The organism is Paenibacillus sp. FSL R7-277, from assembly GCF_000517965.1.
Classification (GTDB): Bacteria; Bacillota; Bacilli; order Paenibacillales; family Paenibacillaceae; genus Paenibacillus_AQ; species Paenibacillus_AQ silagei.
Genome location: NZ_ASPX01000028.1, coordinates 72624 through 93724 on the forward strand (window position 1 = coordinate 72624; position 21101 = coordinate 93724).

Genomic DNA, 21101 nt, shown 5'->3' on the forward strand with positions numbered 1-21101 from the left:
GGAGGATTACACATTGGACAAAATATTATTATCGAACGGACTCCGGGTGGTGACCGAGAAGATCCCGACCGGCCGGTCCGTATCTTTCGGAATCTGGGTCAAGACGGGCTCCCGTAATGAGAACCCGCTGAACAACGGGATTTCCCATTTCATCGAGCATATGCTCTTTAAGGGGACTGACCGCTATAGCGCCAAGGATATTGCCGAACAGTTCGATGCCATTGGCGGGAACGTCAATGCGTTTACCTCGAAGGAATATACATGCTTTTATGCGAAGGTGCTGGATGAGCATCTGCCGATTGCTGTGGATGTGCTGGCAGATATGTTCTTCCGCTCACGGATGGATGCCGAGGAGCTGGCCAAGGAGAAGAATGTAATCCTGGAGGAAATCGCCATGTGCGAGGACACGCCGGATGATCTTGTCCATGAGCTGATGTGTGCTGCCGCTTACGGTGAGCACCCGCTGGCCTATACGATCCTCGGGCTGAAGGAACGCCTGCTGGAGATGACGCCGGATGATCTGCGTGCTTACATGAAGGAGCAGTACACCATCGAGAATACAGTGATCAGCGTAGCCGGTAATATTAACGACGGTCTGATTCCGCTGCTGGAGCAGCATTTCGGTTCCTTCACGAATCATGGTGAAGCGCCGGTGCTGACTGAGCCTGCATATCAGGGGGAGCTGGTGTTCCACAAAAAGAAGACCGAGCAGAATCACATCTGCATCTCCTTGCCGGGCGTCCGCAGCGGCGGGCCGCTGCAATATCCGATGGCACTCCTCAACAATGCGTTCGGCGGCGGCATGAGCTCCCGGCTGTTCCAGGAGATCCGCGAGAAGCGCGGTCTGGCCTATTCCGTCTTCTCGTACCACAGTGCCCAGGCTGACAGCGGCTTGTTCACGGTGTATGCCGGGACAGCGCCGAAGCAGACCAAGGAAGTGACAGAGCTGATCAAAGAGATGCTGCGTGATCTGGCTGTGAACGGTCTGAGCGAGGACGAACTGCGTAAAGGCAAGGAGCAGCTCAAGGGCAGCCTGATTCTCAGTCTGGAGAGCACGGGCAGCCGGATGAACCGGATGGGCAAAAATGAGCTGATGCTTGGCCGTCAGGATACGCTGGATGAAATGATAGCTAAAATCGGAGCTGTAACCATGGATGATATCAATGCTCTGCTGGACTTTATGTTCGCACAGCCGTTGTCCCTGGCGATGGTAGGCTCCACTGATAAAGCGATAGCCAATGTTAGGAGAGATGATCTTGCCTCATTACGTTCAAATTAACAAACTACCGGGGAATGAGGATGTGCTGCTGCCCTGCAAAATGTCCGAGCAGGCCTCGGGATATGACCTGTATGCCGCTGTAGGAGAGCCTGTGGTGCTTGCTCCGGGCGAGCGGACGCTGATCCCCACCGGTATATCCCTGGCGATGCCAGGCGGGCTGGAGGCGCAGATCCGTCCGCGCAGCGGGCTGGCCTTGAAGCATGGCATCACCTGCCTGAACACACCGGGCACCATCGATGCGGATTACCGGGGCGAAATTAAGGTGCTGCTGATCAATCTGGGGCAGGAGCCATTTGCGATTGCCCGTAACGAGCGGATCGCCCAGATGGTATTCCAGGCGGTGCCTGAAGTGACTCTGGTGGAAGTGGATGAGCTGTCTGACACAGCGCGCGGAGCCGGCGGCTTCGGGCATACTGGCAAATAAGCGTCCTTAACTCATAGCTGTACTATTAAGCTTGCGGAAATTGTACCTTCGGGTGCAGCCGCAAGCTTTTTTTATTAGTTTAGTTAAGTGCATAGGTATTGTTGGTAATTAGAATTCCTCTCCGCTCTTCACCCATCGGCGGCTTCCGGCATAAGATGCTCTATAGTCGAATGTGGTTGTGGAAAGGAGCGTCATCCCTATGCTTACTGGCATCAGGATCGTGTTCCTGGGCGGGGACGCGAGACAAATTGAAGTGATTCGGAAATGTGTGGAATTGGATGCGGCCGTAAGCGTTGCCGGATTCGATACATGGGATGCCCCATGCCCGGGGGTAAGCCTGGAACTGTTGTCGCCCGAGCTGCTAGGTGAAGCGGATGTGCTGGTGCTGCCGGCGGTCGGCTGCGATGATGAGGGTTACATTAATGCGCTGTATTCTTCGGAACGCCTCCAGCTGCGGGAGGAGCACATCGCGGCACTGCCGTCCCGGGCATTGGTATACACCGGCATGGCTAAAAGCTATTTGCGCGGCCTGTGTGCCGGTCATTCGCTGAAGCTGGTGGAGCTGCTGAACAGGGATGATGTGGCGATCTACAACTCTATTCCGACAGCGGAGGGAGCTTTGGTGATGGCCGTACAGAACACGGACTTTACCATACACGGCTCCACATCGATGGTGCTGGGGATGGGCCGGACCGGCTTCACCATGGCCAGAACCCTCCAGGGAATGGGGGCAACGGTCAAAGTAGGCGTCAGGAAGCAGGAGCACTTTGCAAGGGCGGAGGAAATGGGCTGGAAGCCTTTTATGACAGAGGATTTGCTGCTGCATGCGCCTGAGGCGGATCTGATCTTCAACACCATACCCGCTATGATTATCAACGCACAGGTCCTGTCCCGGCTTCAGCCGCACTGCGTGATCATCGATTTGGCGTCCGCACCGGGCGGATGCGACTTCCGTTATGCCGAGAAGCGCGGGATCAAGGCGATGCTGGCACCGGGCCTGCCCGGGATTGTTGCCCCCAAGAGCGCCGGAATCATTATGGCAGGTGCGCTGGTACAGTCGATATCGGACGAGACTTTAATCAGGGGGGATGAATGAATGGATTGGCACGGAAAAACAGTAGGTTATGCCATTACCGGCTCACACTGTACCTTCGCTGAGGTGATGCCGCAGATTCAGCGGTTCATGGACTCAGGAGCGAATGTGGTGCCGATTGTGTCTGCTTCGGTACTGAACACGGATACCCGCTTTGGAACCTCGGAAAATTGGTTAAAACAGTTGAAAGATATAACAGGGAATGATATCATTTCTACAATTGTTGAAGCGGAGCCGCTGGGTCCTTCCAAGCTGCTGGATGTGCTGACGATTGCTCCCTGCACAGGGAACACAACAAGCAAGCTGGCGAACGCGATGACGGACAGTCCGGTGCTGATGGCAGCCAAATCGCAGATGCGCAACGGGCGTCCGCTGGTGCTGGCGATCTCGACGAATGACGGACTTGGGCTTAACGCTGCGAATATTGCGAAGCTCCTGGTAGCCAAACATATTTATTTCGTCCCGTTCGGACAGGATAATCCCGAGGGGAAGCCGAATTCGCTGGTGGCGCAGATGGATCTCATTCCCGAAGCCTGTTACGCCGCCCTGCAGGGTCACCAGTTACAGCCTATGTTAGTACAACGATTTCATTCTGCATAGCTTATATAATCAGTACAAGATTGGCCCGGAAGAGCGAAGTTTAGCTGACGGACCCATAAGCTTCATTTCTGCCGTCCTCATCCCGGGGGCGGCACGAACAATTTTACGCTATAATAAGAGTCAGGTTATCGCAGCTACGAACACTTCTGCCTCGCGGGGTGATTTATTTCACGTAGGGTTCAGTAAGTCTGCTGAGAGAAGCAATGGAGGAATTATACATGGGTATTTTGGTGCAAAAATTCGGCGGAACCTCACTCTCCACACCAGTGGCCAGAGAACACGTAATCCGTCATGTCAAACGGGAGCTGGCCAGCGGGTTCAGCCTGGTGGTCGTAGTCTCGGCTATGGGCCGCAAGGGGGAGCCCTATGCTACCGATACACTGCTTGATCTGGCGGTTCAGAGCGGGAATTCACTGCCGGACCGGGAACGGGATTTGCTGATGTGCTGCGGGGAGATCATCTCGGCGGCCAATCTGTGCGGTCTGCTGGAGCAGGAGGGCATTCGGTCAACGGTGCTGACAGGAGCGCAAGCCGGATTCCTGACCGACAACAGCTATGGCAATGCCAGAATCCTGGACGTGCGCACAGAACGCATTCTACGGGAACTGCGTGAGCATAAAGTAGTAATAGTAACCGGTTTCCAGGGTCAGACTGAAGCGGGTGATTTCACCACGCTGGGCCGCGGAGGAAGCGACACCTCAGCTACAGCCCTTGGGGCTGCGCTGCGTGCGGATATGGTAGACATCTATACGGATGTGGACGGAATACTCACTGCTGATCCGCGGATTGTTGAAGATGCAAGACAGCTTACTTATGTCAGCTACACCGAGATTTGTAACATGGCGTATCAGGGAGCCAAGGTCATTCATCCACGGGCTGTGGAGATTGCCATGCAGGCGCAGATTCCGGTGCGTGTACGCTCGACCTTCTCCGAAGCGGAAGGGACGCTTGTGACCCATCCCGAGGGCTTCAGTGATGTATCCCATGGAGTGGTGGACCGGTTCGTCACAGGGGTTGCCTATGTCAGCAATATTACGCAGATCTCGGTGGAATGTCCGGAGGGCAATGGAACCGGGGTGCAGCTGCAGATCTTCAAAAGCATGGCCGATAACGGAATCAGCGTGGACTTCATCAATGTGACACCGACCGAGGCCGTATATACCGTGTTCGATGACAAATCGGAGCAGGCGATTGCTGCGCTGCAGGAGCTGGGCCTGCGTCCCAAGAGCTTGTCCGGCTGTGCCAAGGTATCCGTCATCGGCGGGGGCATCAACGGTGTTCCGGGAATTATGGCACATATCGTCGAGGCGCTCAGCTCGCAGAACATCCAGATTCTGCAGTCTGCTGATTCCAACACAACGATCTGGGTTCTCGTGAAAAAAGAAGATATGGTGCAGTCGGTTCGCGCCCTGCATGCCAAGTTTGAATTGCACCGCTGACAAGGAGGAATTCAAAGTGGATTTCGGAAGACTGATCACCGCAATGGTTACCCCGTTTGACGGGGAAGGAGAAATCAACTGGGAAGCAACTTCAAGGCTGGTCGATTACCTGATCGAGGAACAAAAGTCCGCTGCGCTCGTAGTCTGCGGAACCACCGGCGAATCGCCGACCCTAACCGATAAGGAGAAGCTGAAGCTGTTCTCCTTCGTGAAGCAGCAGGCAGCCGGACGCTGTAAAATTATTGCCGGCACCGGCAGCAACAGCACCAGACATTCCACCGAGCTTACTAAGGAAGCCGAGAAAATCGGCGTGGACGGTGTGCTTCTGGTCGTCCCTTATTACAATAAACCGAATCAGGAAGGGCTCTACCAGCATTTCTCTGCAATTGCTGCTGCGACTTCACTGCCATGCATCTTGTACAATGTGCCAGGACGAACGACAGTAAGCATGAGTGTAGCTACCACCCTGCGTCTGGCGGAGATTCCTAATATTGTGGCTACGAAGGAATGTGCTTCGGTAGACCAGATTACATGGATTGCCTCAGCTTGTCCTGAAGACTTCCATGTCTACACCGGAGATGATTCCGCCGGTCTCGCGACGCTTGCTGTGGGAGGACACGGTATTATCAGTGTGGCCAGCCATGTTGTCGGAGCACAGATGTCAGAGATGATCGAGGCCTTCACCTCCGGGAATGTCCGCCGTGCAGGCGAGCTTCACCGGCAGCTGTTTCCGGTCTTCAAGGGACTGTTCGAGTGTCCGCAGCCGCTGCCGAACCCCTCGGCCGTGAAGTATGCGCTCGGGCTGCGCGGGATGGATGTCGGCTCAGTCCGCCTGCCGCTGGTTTCACCGACGGAAGAAGAGGCGGCATTCATTGCTGCCCTGCTCAGATAAGTTAGTCCAGGCATGGATAAGTGAATAGGCGAAGATAGGTACAACGGCAACCGGCCGCTCTTATGGAGCGGCCGTTTTTTTACGTTACGGACTTCTGGCTGCCGCAGATCGCATATGGTAATTATTTCTCCAGGATTAACTCTATGTTAAAAAAGTCAGGCATTGCAGCGTTTTTTGCTTGTCTTTTCCTTAAATATTGGCTGTTTGTTAAGGAAAGAATAGGACCAGGTACAGGGTGACTTGTCTTTTGCCAAAAAAATCATGTATAATGAACTTAAGTGACTTGGTGCGGTTAATTGAATATGCGGTAATCTTCCGGCAATGCGGATTTGTTGCATTGTAAGACAGGATAGGTCCTTGAATAAGTCTGTGCTAAATATGCCGGATTTACGCGCGAGGGGCGCGGTGGTGGAATTTTGAGGGCATTTGCCCGCTTCAAGAGGATATTACTGCCCGGATTCGGGAGTTTAGACCTGTGCAAGTATACAGACTTACCGGGAATTCCTTGTCGAAATAAGGAGTTAACAGCAATTTGATGTATATTACAGCGCCGCTGAAATATTGAAGCTCATTGTTAACAAATAAAAAGTATGACGTCCAACATCATAGGAGGGTTAGATTCATTTGTCCAAAAAAAACAATAACAACAACGACAAACTGACGATATTCGCACTTGGCGGAGTCGGTGAAATTGGTAAGAACATGTACGTAGTTCAGTATGGCAACGACATTGTAGTCGTAGACGCCGGTCTGAAATTCCCTGAAGAAGATATGCTGGGTATTGATATCGTAATACCGGATATCTCCTACCTCACCGAGAACCGTGACAAGGTAAGAGGGATTGTTCTTACGCATGGCCATGAGGATCACATTGGCGGCTTGTCTTATGTGCTTAAGAACCTGAATGTTCCGGTATACGGAACAAGACTTACCCTGGGTCTTGTGGAGAACAAGCTCAAGGAAGCGAACCTGCTGGGTGAAACTAAGCGGATTCTGATTAACGAGGATTCCGAGGTTGAACTGGGCACATCGCTTAAGGTAACCTTCTTCAGAACGAATCACAGTATTCCGGATTCTGTCGGGGTATGCATTGAGACACCAGAGGGCAACGTTGTCCATACCGGTGACTTCAAATTCGACCACACGCCAGTCAACGGTCAATTTGCCAATCTGCACCGCATGGCTGAGATCGGATCGAAGGGCGTTCTGGCCCTGCTGTCTGACAGCACCAATGCCGAGAAGCCGGGCTTCACGCCTTCGGAGAAGAATGTCGGCATCGTGCTGGAAGATATTTTCCGCAAAGCTGAACAACGTGTGGTAGTAGCAACCTTCGCTTCCAACGTGCATCGTATTCAGCAGGTAGTGAACGCTTCTGAAGCAACCGGACGTAAAATTACCGTTATTGGACGAAGCATGGTTAACGTAGTATCCATTGCTTCCGAGCTTGGCTATCTGCATATCCCTGACGGCATGCTCATTGAGCCTGAAGAGATGAACAGAATGGCAGGCAACCGTGTGGTAGTACTGTGCACAGGCAGCCAAGGCGAGCCAATGTCGGCGCTGACACGCATGGCGCGTTCCAGCCACCGCAAGGTAGACATTATGCCGGGCGACACCGTTATTATTGCGGCTACACCGGTACCGGGTAATGAGAAATATGTAGGCCGTACCATTGATGAATTGTTCCGTCTGGGTGCCAATGTTATCTACAGCGGCTCCAACTCCGGCGTTCACGTATCCGGTCACGGCAGCCAGGAAGAGCTGAAGCTGATGCTCAACCTGATGAAGCCGAAATACTTCATGCCGATCCACGGTGAATACCGGATGCAGCGCAAGCATGCACTTCTGGCGGAGTCTGTTGGCGTAGAGCCAAGCAATATCTTCATCACCGAGCTGGGTGAAGTGATTGAGATCTCCGGTGGAGCTGCACGCAGAGCGGGTAAGGTAACTGCCGGTAACGTACTGATCGACGGGCTGGGTGTCGGCGATGTGGGTAACATTGTATTGCGTGACCGTAAGCTGTTGTCGCAGGATGGTATTCTGGTGGTTGTGGTTACCCTCAGCAAGCAGAACGGAGCGATTGTCTCCGGTCCTGACATCATTTCACGCGGATTCGTATATGTACGGGAATCGGAAGGCCTCCTGGATGAAGCAAACCGGATTGTTGCGGGTACGCTGCAGCGTCTGATGAGTGAGAAGGTCAATGAATGGGCTTCCCTGAAGACCAGTGTCAAAGACTCCCTCGGCCGTTTCCTCTATGAGCAGACACGCCGCAGACCGATGATCCTGCCGATTATTATGGAAGTATAAGAGAAGCATTTCTTAACAATATAGCTTTGGCAATAGCCTCTTTTCCCGGAAATATTGGACGGTTTCCTGGGGAAGGGGGCTTTTTTATGTTTTTTTCACTGCACAAAACAACATTTGGGCAACCTGACCGTTATACAAGCAAGGAGGTGCAGCATGGAGCCAAGAGACTTGGAGAAGGTGCTCCAACCCAAATTGGCGGAGATCCGCCGCTACTTGATCCGCCTCGGTGCCGGGACCTCAGATGCAGAGGATATTGTGCAGGACACTGTGTACAAGGCGCTGCTGTATCTGGAAGCGATCGATGAGCGCAAATTCAGTGCCTGGTTGTATAAGGTTGCGATCAACCGGTATTTTGACCTGTGCCGCAGGAAGAAGAAGTTCCAATACAGCGAGGAAGTGGAGGTTCATCCTGCGCCTGAGCATGAGCTCCCGGAAGCGGTGCTGCTGCGCCGGGAGCGCAAGGAGAAGATTGAAGAGGTGCTGGCCGGTATGATTCCAGCCAACAGGCAGCTGATTCTGCTGAAATATGAAATGGAGCTGTCCTACAAGGAAATTTCCGCCATGCTCGGCATCACGGAAGGAACAGTGAAGGCTACGCTCTACCGGGCGCGGCAGCAATTTCAACAATTATATGGAGGTGAGGGCGAATGACTGCCCCATGGGAAGAAGCAGAAGACCAGAATATTATGACCACCCTGAAAAAAACCAAACGGAAGAGTATGATACGCAGTATCCTGATTTCACTCGGAGTCAGTATACTTACGCTGCTGATCGTATTCTATGGAGCAGCGCAGCTTGTAGGTCATCTATCCATGAATGCCCACTATAGCGAGCAGCAGTATATGAGGATCAGCAGTCCCAATGAATTCGATTCCGGCTACAAGGATAACCGCGGCTTTTTGTCAGGCGTCCTGGAAATGAATACCTACAAGATTGTCGATGACGTACCTATCCCCTGGAAAACCAGATGGCTCAATTACAATCCCTGGTGGTTCCCCTTCACAACGGGGGCGTACGGCGGCGTGTCAAACCTGACTGTAGAAGATCCGCGTATGAAGCAGGAGGGGTACGAGTATTACCGGAATTACAATTCCGACAATGGACAAAGAGAAATGGCCTTCTATATTCCGGGCGTCGATTATGGCGGGAGAATTCTAAATGATCTTCCCGAGCTGGATAAGATGAACGAAGACAAGCGAGTGGAACTGGCCGTGTCTTTTGACAAGGATTATTCGTTCGAAGAGGTGGAAGGCCTGCTGCCCGCAGGCGCAAAGCCGGTCTGGTACTGGGTCGATTCGTATGATGACCGCGAGGGGTTCAACTTCAAGCCGTATCCAAATGAGAATGATCCCGCTAAAATGAACTATCCGACCCCGATGAGTGCGAATTACGGAGTCTACGGGTTCGGCGTCCAGCCGGACTGGGATCAGGCGAAGCCCGAGGATTTCATCGGCGCAGTACAGATTGGGGTAGACAAGAAAGACAATCACCACAGTGAGTATCAGCGTATCTTCAATTATTTGAAAAAAGACAAGCCTGCACCGGAGGCCGGGGATGTACGGATACTGGGGGTGGTTGTGACCGGGACGGCGGACGGGTTAAAGAGCCTGAAAGGTCAGACCTACGTGCGCGGAGCAGCGCTGGGTGCGGTGGTGGACAAATACTAAAATATGAAATACAGAGGGCGGCCCTTTAAAGAGAGGGGCTGCCCTCTTGAATTAGCAGCAGAAAAATACAAGTGCAATTTATATAGTGCATAAGGGAGTCCCCCGGAATGTCATACTAATAGAAATCAGAATCCTGAAGCACACGGACGGGTGTTGCAGGCAGAAGGGGAGCGCTGTGTACGATGGAAATCACAGAAGCAAGCAAGGCGGGCGGAGGGCGTAACGAAGAGATCCTGCCAGGGGAGATTAAACCAGCAGTAAATGAGCCGGTTCCTCCAGGAATGCCGGGACCTGTGGGGGTGCTGAAGGAGCTGGGGCAGACGGCGGTGCCGACAGGGGAGCCGGATATTTTTTGCATGACGATTATAGGACAAATTGAAGGGCATTTCGTCTTGCCGCCGCATAACAAGACCACGAAATACGAGCATATCATTCCCCAGCTCGTTGCAGCTGAACAGAGCAAGACCATTAAAGGGCTGCTGATCATTCTCAATACGGTCGGCGGGGACGTAGAGGCTGGACTGGCCATTGCCGAGATGATCGCTTCCTTGTCGAAACCTACGGTAACAGTTGTCATCGGCGGCGGTCACAGCATCGGTGTACCTATAGCGGTATCCTCCACGTATTCCATTATTGCTGAAAGTGCCACCATGACGATCCATCCGATCCGGATGAACGGTCTGGTGATCGGCGTGCCGCAGACCTTCGAGTACATGGAGCGTATGCAGGAGCGGATGGTGAAATTCGTGACCTCTCATTCCCGCATCACGGAAGTGCAGTTCAAGGATCTGATGTTCAAGACCGGAGAGCTGAACCGCGACATCGGTACCGCAGTGGGCGGGCAGGATGCCGTCAGGTATGGTCTGATGGATGAAGTGGGCGGGATAGGTGCCGCACTCGCCCATTTGAACCGGATGATTGCTGCTGCCCCCACTCTGACAAATGAGACACTTCCGCAAGGAGGGCTGCCCCAATGACCTTTTATACCATTTTGCCGATGGAGCAGGTATTCGAGGGGGCACTGAGTTATGCCTCTCCCGTGCAGGAGATGACTATTCAGGGCATGCTGATGCAGGTAGAGCTGCTGGATGGAGGTCAGGCGAAGGTGGTCCGGCTGCTGCAGTGTCCGCTGGATAAATATCTGGATGCGGCCTTCTCCCCGGGTGCAATCGTTCAGCTGGACCGCTAAGTACGAACAACCCCCCTAAAGATGCATATTCTGACAAAAGAGAACATAGGTACGCCACGCCATTATATGGTATAATGTTGACTCGGGGGTGGCTGGCGTGGCTAAACGGAGAAGAAAGAAGAAGAAAGCGCTGCTGGGCAGTGTTTTAAAATATGAAATCTACGGAATTCTGCTGATTACGATTTCCGTCATTGCTTTGTCGGGGGAAGCGGCTGTCGGCCGCTCGCTCTCAAGCATGGCAGGTTATTTGCTCGGCAGATTCTATTTTGTGCTGCCGCTGGCGGGAACCTTTTATGGTCTGATGGTAATGATTCACAGGAAATGGCCGTCCACCTGGAACAGCCGCTATACCGGCGGCCTGCTCCTGCTGTTGTCCATGTGCCTGATGAGTACCATATCGGCGATGCAGCAGAAGCTGGGCCCGCTTGGGATGCTGCATCCGGGCAATGTACTGTCTCAAATACATAATGATCTATCCGGCGCACTCTCACCGGGCGCCGGCGACAGCAGCGTGTACATGTTGGGCAAGGACATCAGCGGGGGGTACATCGGTGCGCTTGAATACGCTGCGCTCCTGTGGCTGTTCGGCAATCTGGGCGCTAAGCTGCTGATGATTGTATTGCTGGCCATCAGCTTCATGCTGATTACCAATCTCTCCTATGTAGAGCTGTTTACCTTACTCCGGGTAAGGGCCGTCAAGCTGATTGAAGGAATTAAGCTCCGGGCGGCGAACCGCCCGGCTGCCGTTCCAGTGGTCAACAGCAGACCGGCCAGAGCCAGCAGAGTTACAACGCCGGAACCTGCGGATGATGACGATTACTTTGAAGAGGACGACAGATCGGGTCAGCAGCTGCCAAGACGCGGACAGTCGAAGCTGCTGGGCAGAATTACCGGATGGTTCAGCGGGGCTGCCCGCCAGAATCAGCAGGAAGTCATGGATGATCTGGAGGAAGAACTGCCGGATATTATCATTACTGATCCGCGGGGTGGTCCGGTCATCTCCGGAATGACAGCAGAGGGAGGTGTTCCTCTGGAGGAGTATGGCGAGGAGGACTTCCCGGATGAGGAGCTTGAGCCTGTAACGCCGATCATCCGGGACTTCTTCGAGCATATCCGCTCGGAAGGGCTGAATGCCGAGGACCGGGAGGAATGGAGCGAATTCTCACCAGCGGCACGTGGTGGTGCTGTAACCGGAATAGGTGCTGCTGAGCTTACGAGAGCGGGATCAGATTCTGTTCCGTCAGGGGAATCCGGGGAGGGTATACTGCCTGTAGAGCTGGACGGGCTGCCGGGAACGGCAGAGGAGGGCGAAGCGGCTCCAATTATACCGCCTCCACCTCCGCCCAAGCCGTACAAGCTGCCGTCCTTCCGTTTGCTGGCTAAGCCGAGTAACGGGGCGAAGGCGGGCGATCAGAATGATTATATGCAGACGGCACGCAAGCTGGAGGCTACACTGGAGAGCTTCGGTGTAAGGGCCAAGGTGCTGGAAGTGGTTCGTGGACCGGCAGTGACCCGGTATGAGATTCAGCCGGATATCGGCGTGAAGGTCAGCCGGATTGTCAATCTTACCGATGATATTGCCCTGGCACTGGCAGCCAAGGATATCCGTATGGAAGCGCCGATTCCCGGCAAATCAGCCATCGGTATCGAAGTGCCGAATTCGGAGGTCTCGGTCGTCACCATGCGTGAAGTGATGGAGACACAGATTTTCCAGGAGGCGGATTCACGGCTGTCCATTGCCTTCGGGCGGGATATCTCCGGCCAGACGATTATCGGCAATCTCGCCAAGATGCCCCATCTGCTGGTAGCAGGAGCAACCGGCTCCGGTAAATCGGTCTGCATCAACGGTATTATTACCAGCATTTTATATAAGGCTAAGCCGAATGAAGTGAAATTCCTTATGGTTGACCCTAAGATGGTCGAGCTGAATGTATATAACGGCATTCCGCATTTGCTGGCTCCGGTAGTGACAGACCCCAAGCGTGCCAGTCTGGCCTTGAAGAAGATTGTGGTGGAGATGGAGAAGCGGTACGAGCTGTTCTCCAAATCAGGCACACGCAATATGGAAGGCTATAACAACCTGATGAAGGATAATCCGGCAGCAGTACTGCCCTATATTGTTGTCATCGTGGACGAGCTTGCCGATCTGATGATGGTTGCGGCCAATGATGTAGAGGATGCGATCTGCCGGCTGGCCCAGATGGCGCGGGCGGCGGGAATTCATCTGATTATCGCCACACAGCGTCCTTCGGTTGACGTTATCACCGGCCTGATCAAGGCGAATATTCCTTCGCGGATCGCCTTCGGCGTCTCTTCGAATGTGGATTCCCGGACCATTCTGGATATGCCGGGTGCCGAGAAGCTGCTTGGACGCGGTGATATGCTGTTCCTGCCAATGGGGGCTTCCAAGCCGATTCGTGTCCAGGGCGCTTTCATGAGCGATCAGGAAGTAGAGACAATTGTACAGTATGTCAGCAGCCAGGGGGAAGCGAATTACGATGAGTCGCTTGTGCCTGAGGTGGACGACACCATGAGCGAGGATCAGGAGCCGCAGGACGAATTGTATGAACAGGCCGTCCAGATTGTCCTGGAAGCCAAGCAGGCCTCTGTATCGCTGCTTCAGCGGCGTATGCGCGTCGGTTACACCCGTGCCGCACGCTTGATCGACTCGATGGAGGCCAGAGGCGTAATCGGCCCTTACGAGGGCAGCAAGCCGCGTGAGGTGCTGATGTCACTGGAGCAGTATCAGCAGAACAGACTCAGTTCATAAATGTAAAAAGCTGTCCCGCAAGCCATGAATGGCTGATTGGGACAGCTTTTTATTAGAGGTTCTTTTCGATAACGTTGATGTTATGTGTCCCGAACAATCCCAGTATAAATGGGTGAGGTTGTTGATTTTTTTATCAGACTTACTTTTGGAGCATATGTAAAAGAATATCTTGATGTTGCTCTGAAAGCTGCAACAAGGTGAATTTCCCGTCTTTGATAAGGGAATTAATTAAGTCTGCCTCTTGTCTTGCGAGGTTATATAGAGAGCTGTCAATTCTGCCCTGAAGCAATGCTTCATCGAGTTCTTCCGAATCCTTTTGGATTACTGCACCTGACGGCAAAACGACAATATCTAAGAACAAATCGTCCATCCAAGGCACGTTATCCTCACTTACACCATTTCTATAGCATATATCAATATACCACTGTACAATCTGCCCTTGCTCGTCAAACATTGTAGTCACTGAATGATGCTTATCAAGAGGGAATTGTTGAAGCCACGAATACCCATCATTTACAATGCAAACCTTTTGGTCAAAGTATTTTACGTACAACGGCTCTTTAACTTTGGCAATCTTCAGAAGTGATAAGTAGCCTTTAAAATTATCTGTTTCAAGATATGACTGGACATATTCTCTTTCCAATACACGTTTCCAATCTGAACGGTCCCCATATTTTCTCTTCAAATGTATAGCTCCCTTCACCTAAGAAGTGTTCTTTCCTAATTGTATCAAAGCGGAGAATCAGCAACAATATTGAACCTGATTATAGGTTGTTTTACATCTAAAAACAGAGCAGCGCTTCTCCAATATAGGGGAGCGCTGCTCTGTTTGGATTGTGCCTAACTTTATTTTGCGAATGGTGCCATTGGTATTACTTCACCCGGGGAGCTGCAAGCAGAGCATCAACCATGTAATCAAGCTGCGCATTTAGGGAGTAGATATCATTGTAATACGATAATCCGAAGTCGATATTCATTAACCGGCCTTCCTTGACTGCCGGAATACTGTTCCAGATCGGGTCTCCCGTCAGGTCAGTCATTCCGTCATAAGAGGAACGGAAGATATAATCTCCGCTGTAATCGGTAATGACTTCAAAGGATACAGACTCCCCGCCGACATCGGTCTTGCTATCTATTTTTTGCTGAATCTTCTCCGGTGCCTTCATGCCAAGATATTCATATAAGACCTGCGAACCCCGGCCATACTGTTTGCTCATAATCACTAACATACTGCGTTCTCCGCCGCCTTCCATGATGGAGATGGTCGAATCTAGAATTCCCGCTTCCTTCAGCTTCAGCTTACTGTCCTCCACTTTGGCATTGAAATCATTTAATAGGCTGGTGGCCTGATCTTCCTTATTAAGAGTGTGTCCAATAAAGCTGACCCGCTCAGCGGTTGTCATTTTCTCATAAGGCACCAATACGGTGGGTGCGATATCATGCAATGCATTGTAAGTTTCCTCGGAAGGAACGATAATCAGATCGGGATCAAGCGATAAGACAGCTTCCGGGCTGGCCTCGAACCAACTTCCCAACTTCTGTACATCTTTCAATTCGTTCTCGAAGGCAGCACCTTCATTTACACTAGAGACACCTACGGGCTTAATGCCCAGCGCCAGAACATCGCCCAGCAAGTACAACACAACGACACGCTGAGGATTGGCAGGCACCTCAATATCCCCTTTTATTGTAGAGATTGTCCGGGTCTGTGCCTCGGCTGCAGTGTTGTCAGGGGACGTTGTAGAGGATGCCGTCGCAGCAGGCGAAGAGGTTGGCGTATTGCTGCCGTTGCCCGCCGTCGTTGTTGTGGCAGTTCCTGAGGAACAGGCACTTAACACTATGGTGAAGCATAACAACAAGGTTAACATTAGGGATGGCTTAGACGTTCTGAACATGGATGACGCTCCTTTTAGATCATATTGATAATGATTATCATCATCAATATATCCGAGAGTGCCTTCACGGGCAATGTCATTTGCAGACAGCGCAGATATCATATCCCGCCACGGGGAAGCGGCCTGCACAGAATTTTTGTACCTTACTGGTGAGTTTCCGAAGTGCTTTTTGAACATTTTTCCAAAAGAATACGCATCCGGATAGCCCACAGCAGCTGCAATATCATGCAGTGTGGCTTCTGTGCCCAGCAATAGCTCACGTGCCTTGTCCATGCGAATCTGAACCAGATATTGGGCGGGGCTGCTCTGAAGCCGCATGCGGAATAACCTCGATAATGTCCTCGGGCTGGTGCCCAAAGTGTCGGCTAGTGTATCCAGGGTGAACGGCCTGCTGTAAGAATCATGCATATAGCGTACAGCCTGGTCGAGCACATCTGCTCTAAGCGGGTGCAGCTCCTGCCCCTGCATCTGATGAAGCAGCTCATGGACCCACTGATAGAACAGGGCTTTGACATGCAGATGCTCAAGGTCGCGGCCTGTCTGCCACTCCCCATACATCTGGTCTAGAAGCTCATACAGCGGCAGGGGATGGGCCGGAGTGCAATGATATGACGCGGTAAAAGGCTTGCTGCGCTCCAAAAGCGCTGTAAGATTGCGGCGCGCAGGCAAGGTTAACGTTGTACGGTACATAATAAGGTAATATTCCAGAATTTCATGTGTTTTTAGCAATTTAATCGTAGTGCCTTTGCCCCCGTGAAAGACAGTTGCGCCGCTGATTTCATATCGGCTGTCATCTATAAGCAGACTTGCGCTGCCGCGAACGATATACAGGTATGTACTAGCCGGAAGGCGATACTTCAGCGGAGGTTGTCCAGAAATGAATGAGGCCTTGCGGATATCGATAACTTCTACAGCAGCATGGTTCCACAGTACAATATGGTCCTTAAAATCCATGTTTCTTCTCAACTCCTGTTGTTTCATAACCCAAGTATAGTTGATAATCGTTCTCAGTTGCAATGAATTTACGGTTCCTTGATTTGCGGTCATGCATAGGAAGTCCTGCCAGTCGTCATAATAACTTTAGCCATTCATGCAGAACTTCCAAGAGAAAGGTAGAGCGAATCCCATGACAAAACATAAGCAGTGGATCATTGCCGCCGTTACCCTTGCCCTTGCAGCTGCACCGTTTGCCGGTGCAGTCTTCAAAGATCATGATTTGATCTATGCCAAGCCATATGCAGCAGAACAGGTTGCCGCAGATAGCCCTGATGAAGGGGAGGAAGCCATGCCCGTGTTCGGCACAACTCCGCTTAAGGTCGGCTCCTCCGGGCAGGATGTCTATGAGTTGCAGGGAAGATTGAAGTACCTTGGTTATTTTAACGGGAAGATTGACAGCCAGTTCGGGACCAAAACCAAAAATGCTGTCACCTGGTTTCAGTGGAAATTCGGCCTGAAATCCGACGGGGTAGTCGGGGCCAAGACGAAGCTTAAGCTATACAATGCGACTACAGCCTGGAAGCCGACAGCGCCCGAGACGTCTACCGCCCAGAAGAAAGCGCCCTCCGGCGCAGCTGCAGCCAAAACCAATACGGCTGAACTGTCCTCCGGCAATACCATGGGCTTGTCCGAAAACGATCTGAAGATCATGGCTAACGCGGTTTACGGCGAGTCACGCGGCGAACCTTTTGAAGGACAGGTGGCTGTAGCCGCAGTCATTCTTAACCGTGTAAAATCCCCAAGCTTCCCAAATACGCCTTCGGGCGTCATTTTCCAGCCGGGAGCCTTCACCGCCGTTGCTGACGGACAGATCTATCTGGAGCCTAATGAACAGGCACGCAAGGCAGTGCAGCAGGCACTGAGCGGCTGGGACCCGTCGGGCGGCTGTATCTATTACTTCAATCCCAAGACGGCGACTTCCAAGTGGATTTGGTCCCGTCCGCAGGTGAAGACGATCGGCCAGCATATTTTCTGCATGTAGCTTACTGTGTCTGTATACAACCCTCCGTAAGAGCAACCGGTACGCTGTCCTCCGGTTGCTTCCTTACTTTGGAATGGTTTAGAATGGATAATACTTCATAAACTTGTTATAGAGCATCCATCCACGCTGCAAAGGAGTTTTGGACTTGACTAATAATGCATTTCAACATGGCCATGCCGCAGGCATGCGCATACATGTTCTGCCGACCAAGGCGTTCAAGACATTCGCCATCTCACTGTATGCAGGCGTTCCGCTTGAAGAAAGTACAGTGACTTCTACCGCACTGGTTCCGTTTGTACTCCGCCGGGGGACAGCGTCCTATCCGGAAACTACTCAATTCCGCGAGCGTCTGGAGGAGCTGTACGGTGCCGGCTTCGGCTTCGATATTTATAAACGCGGGGATTACCAGATTGTCCAGTTCCGGATGGATACGATCAATGATTCCTTTGTGCAGAGCAAGGAGAGCCTGCTTGGTGAATCCTTTGCTTTTCTGGGAGAGGTATTGACCCGTCCCCTGCTTGAGAATGGAAGCTTCCGGGCTTCTTATGTAGCTACAGAACGCGAGACGATCCGCAAGAAGCTGGAATCCATTGTGAATGACAAAATCCGCTACGCGGCAGAACGCTGCATTGAGGAAATGTGCCGCAACGAGCCTTACCGTCTCCATCCCCTCGGTCAACGGGCCGATCTGGATGCTATCACGCCTGAGACGCTGTACCAGAGCTATACCTCCTGGCTGAATGGAGCTACGCTTGATCTGTATGTTGTGGGCGATACCACACCTGAGGAGGTCGAGAAGCTGGTGATAGCTCATTTTGGCCGGGCCCATCACTCCGAAGCCGGAGGCTACACCTCGGACTTCACTCCGGTATCGGTTACGGAAGTGCGGACGGTAGAGGAGAAGCTGGATGTGAATCAAGGCAAGCTGAACATGGGGCTGCGGACCTCGATTACCTACAAGGATGACCGGTATGCTTCCGCGCTGATGTACAACGGTATTCTTGGCGGTTACCCGCATTCCAAGCTGTTCGTCAATGTCCGTGAGAAGGAGAGTCTGGCGTATTACGCCTCCTCCCGTTATGACGGGCATAAGGGCATCGGAACGATTCAATCGGGGATCGAGACCCAGAACTACGGCAAAGCCGTTGATATTATCCGCAAGCAGCTAGATGAGCTGAAGGCCGGCAATATCACTGACCTGGAGCTTAGCCAGACGAAGGCGATGATCCGCAACCTGCTGTCCGAGATTCAGGATTCGGCGTTTGAGATGATTTCCTTTGATTTCAACCGCCAGCTATCCGGCAAAGACCGTTCTGCCCAGGAGCTGATGGACCAGGTCGACGGCATGGGGGCGGCTGAAGTGAAGGCTGCAGCGGATACTTTTGAGCTGGATACGATTTATTTCCTGACAGGGAAGGAGGAATAGGGATGGAGAAGCTCCATTACGAACGGCTTCAAGAAACGCTTTATCACGAGGTTATGGATAACGGACTGCAGGTGTATGTGCTGCCGAAGCCGGCTTTTCTCAAAACCTACGCCACCTTTGCCACGAAATACGGTTCGGTAGACAATCACTTCAAGGTGGCGGGCAGCGAGGAGACTACAGTACCGGACGGAATTGCCCACTTCCTGGAGCATAAAATGTTTGAGGAGCCGGAAGGCGACATTTTTGCCACCTTTGCGTCGAATGGCGCATCGGCCAATGCCTTCACCAGCTTCGACCAGACGGTCTATCTTTTCTCGGCCACGGAGAACATTGAGCAGAATCTCAGCACGCTGGTTGATTTTGTGCAGCGTCCTTATTTTACCGATGAGAACGTGGAGAAGGAGAAGGGAATTATTGGGCAGGAAATCAATATGTATGCCGACAATCCTGACTGGCGCGTCTATTTCGGGCTGATTGAAGCTATGTATGCTACTCACCCGGTTCACATTGATATTGCCGGAACGATCGAATCCATCGCAACCATTACGAAGGAAACGCTGTACACCTGCTACAACTCCTTCTATCATCCCAGCAATATGCTGCTGTTCGTTGTCGGCGGAGTGGACCCTGAGCAGGTATTTGAACTGATCCGCAGCAATCAGCAAGGCAAGAGCTATGAGAAGCAGGGTGAAATTACGCGTATCTTCGCGGAGGAGCCTGAGCAGGTAGCCTCGAAGCATGTGGAGAGCAGACTTGCTGTCTCCATTCCCAAAATGATGTTCGGCTTCAAGGAAAAGGTGGATGGTCTGAGCGGTGAAGCGGCGGTGCGCCGTGATCTGACCACGAAGCTGATGCTGGACCTGCTGTTTGGCAGCAGTACGGCATTGTATCAGAAGCTCTATGACGAGGAATTGATCTCGGACAGCTTCGGCCATGAATTTAACAGCTCTGCGGAGTATGCCTTTTCGGCGATCGGCGGCGATACCAAAGATCCGGGTCTGCTGCTTGAACGGATTAAGGCAGAAGTTGGACGCATTCTGGAGACGGGCTTCGCGGAGAAGGATTTCGAACGGGCCCGCAAAAAGAAAATCGGCGGCTTCCTGCGGATGCTGAATTCGCCGGAGAGCATTGCCCATGAGTTCACCCGTTACCAGTTCCGTGGAGGAGATCTGTTTGAAGTGCTTCCCCTGTATGAATCGATCACTCTGGATGAAGTGAATGCCCGGCTCCATGATCATGTGAACTGGGAGCAGCTGGCCGTATCGCTGGTGGTGAGTCCTTAATGATGTTACCGGGAGAGGACAGCAAACCGATTGGCGAAATGACAGTGCTCATTACCGGGGGCAGCGGGGGAATCGGCGGCGCGATCGCTGAGCGTTTTGCTTCGGTGGGAATGAACATTGTGATTCATTATATGAATTCGCATGAAGCGGCAAATGATGTGGCCCGGCGCTGTCTGGCGCTGGGGGCGAAGGTAATGACCGTAGCGGCGGACATGAAAGACCGCAGTCAGCTCGTACGCATGGCCGAAAGGCTGGAGAGCAGCGGCATGATGCCGGATATCCTGGTCAATAATGCCGGGAAAGCTCATTATGGCATGTTAGCCGATCTGACCGAGGAGGAGTGGGACGATATCATGGCGGTGAATCTGAAGGGCACCTTCATGTGCAGCCAGATTTTCATGCCTTATATGGTCACGCAGCGTTACGGCCGGATCATTAATGTGTCTTCTGTGTGGGGGATCTCGGGTGCCTCCTGTGAAGTGGCTTATTCGGCCAGTAAGGGCGGAGTGAATGCTTTTACCAAGGCGCTTGCCAAGGAGCTTGCCCCCTCCAAGGTCACTGTTAACGCTGTAGCGCCTGGAGCAGTTCACACGGCCATGCTGTCCAATCTGCAGGCGGATGAACTGAAAATGCTGGAGGAGGAGATCCCTGCGGGGAGGCTGGCTACCCCTGAGGATATATCCTCGCTTGTTTATTTTCTGGCGCTGCCTGAGTCCGGTTATATTACGGGTCAGGTCATCAGTCCGAACGGCGGCTGGATTACGTAATAACCGGTATAATGCCAGGAACCATAAGCCTGCTCTGGAGAAATGCTCCAGCATAAGACCTTCCGGCTTGAGACATATTATAACTGTTG

18 protein-coding genes are annotated in these 21101 nt (G+C 52.4%); 16 read left to right on the forward strand and 2 right to left on the reverse strand.

Translation table 11 applies throughout. The annotated features are described in order from the left end of the window. The first annotated feature begins 13 nt into the window (after positions 1-13). From C173_RS10915 to C173_RS10970, 12 genes are all read left to right on the forward strand, one after another. A complete protein-coding gene (locus tag C173_RS10915) occupies positions 14-1279 on the forward strand; it encodes a M16 family metallopeptidase (RefSeq protein WP_036724735.1) in 1266 nt (421 codons plus the stop codon). After that, positions 1251-1703 carry a dUTP diphosphatase gene (gene dut / locus C173_RS10920; protein ID WP_036724736.1) on the forward strand — a complete coding sequence of 151 codons (453 nt, stop codon included), beginning with the start codon at positions 1251-1253 and terminating at the stop codon, positions 1701-1703. Before C173_RS10915 ends, dut begins: the two co-directional genes overlap by 29 nt. A 199-nt stretch (positions 1704-1902) precedes the next feature. Further along, positions 1903-2799, forward strand: a complete 897-nt coding sequence (dpsA, locus tag C173_RS10925) for a dipicolinate synthase subunit DpsA (RefSeq protein ID WP_036724738.1) — start codon at positions 1903-1905, stop codon at positions 2797-2799. Further along, the gene (locus tag C173_RS10930; RefSeq protein ID WP_036724740.1) at positions 2800-3396 is read left to right on the forward strand and encodes a dipicolinate synthase subunit B; all 597 of its coding nucleotides are present in this window, start codon (positions 2800-2802) and stop codon (positions 3394-3396) included. Between the two features lie 218 nt (positions 3397-3614). Next, the gene (gene dapG / locus C173_RS10935; protein ID WP_036692638.1) at positions 3615-4835 is read left to right on the forward strand and encodes an aspartate kinase; all 1221 of its coding nucleotides are present in this window, start codon (positions 3615-3617) and stop codon (positions 4833-4835) included. 16 nt (positions 4836-4851) lie between these two features. After that, positions 4852-5727: a 4-hydroxy-tetrahydrodipicolinate synthase gene (gene dapA, locus C173_RS10940; RefSeq protein ID WP_036724741.1), complete on the forward strand. Its 876-nt coding sequence runs from the start codon at positions 4852-4854 to the stop codon at positions 5725-5727. A gap of 624 nt (positions 5728-6351) precedes the next feature. Next, positions 6352-8037: a ribonuclease J gene (locus tag C173_RS10945; protein ID WP_036724742.1), complete on the forward strand. Its 1686-nt coding sequence runs from the start codon at positions 6352-6354 to the stop codon at positions 8035-8037. A gap of 153 nt (positions 8038-8190) precedes the next feature. Next, positions 8191-8688, forward strand: coding sequence for an RNA polymerase sigma factor (locus tag C173_RS10950; RefSeq protein ID WP_036724743.1), 498 nt, complete (start codon positions 8191-8193; stop codon positions 8686-8688). Then, complete coding sequence (locus tag C173_RS32830; RefSeq protein WP_051477966.1) at positions 8685-9704, forward strand: anti-sigma factor; 1020 nt, start codon at positions 8685-8687, stop codon at positions 9702-9704. Before C173_RS10950 ends, C173_RS32830 begins: the two co-directional genes overlap by 4 nt. Before the next feature lie 182 nt (positions 9705-9886). Then, positions 9887-10681 (forward strand): ClpP family protease, encoded by a 795-nt coding sequence (locus tag C173_RS10960; RefSeq protein WP_036724744.1) that lies wholly within the window; start codon positions 9887-9889, stop codon positions 10679-10681. Further along, positions 10678-10893: a YlzJ-like family protein gene (locus C173_RS10965; RefSeq protein ID WP_036724745.1), complete on the forward strand. Its 216-nt coding sequence runs from the start codon at positions 10678-10680 to the stop codon at positions 10891-10893. Before C173_RS10960 ends, C173_RS10965 begins: the two co-directional genes overlap by 4 nt. 97 nt (positions 10894-10990) lie before the next feature. Further along, a complete protein-coding gene (locus C173_RS10970; protein ID WP_036724746.1) occupies positions 10991-13663 on the forward strand; it encodes an FtsK/SpoIIIE family DNA translocase in 2673 nt (890 codons plus the stop codon). 139 nt (positions 13664-13802) lie between these two features. Here C173_RS10970 and C173_RS10975 read toward each other — a convergent pair whose 3' ends face one another. Further along, positions 13803-14348 (reverse strand): DUF402 domain-containing protein, encoded by a 546-nt coding sequence (locus C173_RS10975; protein WP_036724748.1) that lies wholly within the window; start codon positions 14346-14348, stop codon positions 13803-13805. A gap of 187 nt (positions 14349-14535) precedes the next feature. Next, positions 14536-16512: an AraC family transcriptional regulator gene (locus C173_RS10980; RefSeq protein WP_036724750.1), complete on the reverse strand. Its 1977-nt coding sequence runs from the start codon at positions 16510-16512 to the stop codon at positions 14536-14538. Positions 16513-16684: 172 nt separating this feature from the next. Here C173_RS10980 and sleB point away from each other — a divergent pair, with 172 nt between their 5' ends. The 4 genes from sleB to ymfI all read left to right on the forward strand — a co-directional run bounded on the left by sleB (position 16685) and on the right by ymfI (position 21012). Beyond that, a complete protein-coding gene (gene sleB / locus C173_RS10985) occupies positions 16685-17536 on the forward strand; it encodes a spore cortex-lytic enzyme (protein WP_036724779.1) in 852 nt (283 codons plus the stop codon). A gap of 145 nt (positions 17537-17681) precedes the next feature. Further along, a complete protein-coding gene (gene yfmF, locus C173_RS10990) occupies positions 17682-18962 on the forward strand; it encodes an EF-P 5-aminopentanol modification-associated protein YfmF (RefSeq protein WP_036724751.1) in 1281 nt (426 codons plus the stop codon). Between the two features lie 2 nt (positions 18963-18964). Next, a complete protein-coding gene (yfmH, locus tag C173_RS10995) occupies positions 18965-20245 on the forward strand; it encodes an EF-P 5-aminopentanol modification-associated protein YfmH (protein ID WP_036724752.1) in 1281 nt (426 codons plus the stop codon). Continuing rightward, entirely contained in the window at positions 20245-21012 is a 768-nt protein-coding gene (gene ymfI, locus C173_RS11000; protein WP_036724753.1) for an elongation factor P 5-aminopentanone reductase, read from the forward strand. The genes yfmH and ymfI overlap by 1 nt, the downstream gene beginning before the upstream one ends. Positions 21013-21101 lie beyond the last annotated feature (89 nt).

Excerpts from the sequence above, each read along its gene's own strand:
- dut (WP_036724736.1), top strand. The coding sequence starts at position 1,251 with ATGATCTTGCCTCATTACGTTCAAATTAACAAACTACCGGGGAATGAG.
- dpsA (WP_036724738.1), top strand. The coding sequence starts at position 1,903 with ATGCTTACTGGCATCAGGATCGTGTTCCTGGGCGGGGACGCGAGACAA.
- C173_RS10930 (WP_036724740.1), top strand. The coding sequence starts at position 2,800 with ATGGATTGGCACGGAAAAACAGTAGGTTATGCCATTACCGGCTCACAC.
- dapG (WP_036692638.1), top strand. The coding sequence starts at position 3,615 with ATGGGTATTTTGGTGCAAAAATTCGGCGGAACCTCACTCTCCACACCA.
- C173_RS10950 (WP_036724743.1), top strand. The coding sequence starts at position 8,191 with ATGGAGCCAAGAGACTTGGAGAAGGTGCTCCAACCCAAATTGGCGGAG.
- C173_RS32830 (WP_051477966.1), top strand. The coding sequence starts at position 8,685 with ATGACTGCCCCATGGGAAGAAGCAGAAGACCAGAATATTATGACCACC.
- C173_RS10960 (WP_036724744.1), top strand. The coding sequence starts at position 9,887 with ATGGAAATCACAGAAGCAAGCAAGGCGGGCGGAGGGCGTAACGAAGAG.
- C173_RS10965 (WP_036724745.1), top strand. The coding sequence starts at position 10,678 with ATGACCTTTTATACCATTTTGCCGATGGAGCAGGTATTCGAGGGGGCA.
- C173_RS10980 (WP_036724750.1), bottom strand. The coding sequence starts at position 16,512 with ATGGATTTTAAGGACCATATTGTACTGTGGAACCATGCTGCTGTAGAA.
- sleB (WP_036724779.1), top strand. The coding sequence starts at position 16,685 with ATGACAAAACATAAGCAGTGGATCATTGCCGCCGTTACCCTTGCCCTT.
- yfmH (WP_036724752.1), top strand. The coding sequence starts at position 18,965 with ATGGAGAAGCTCCATTACGAACGGCTTCAAGAAACGCTTTATCACGAG.
- ymfI (WP_036724753.1), top strand. The coding sequence starts at position 20,245 with ATGATGTTACCGGGAGAGGACAGCAAACCGATTGGCGAAATGACAGTG.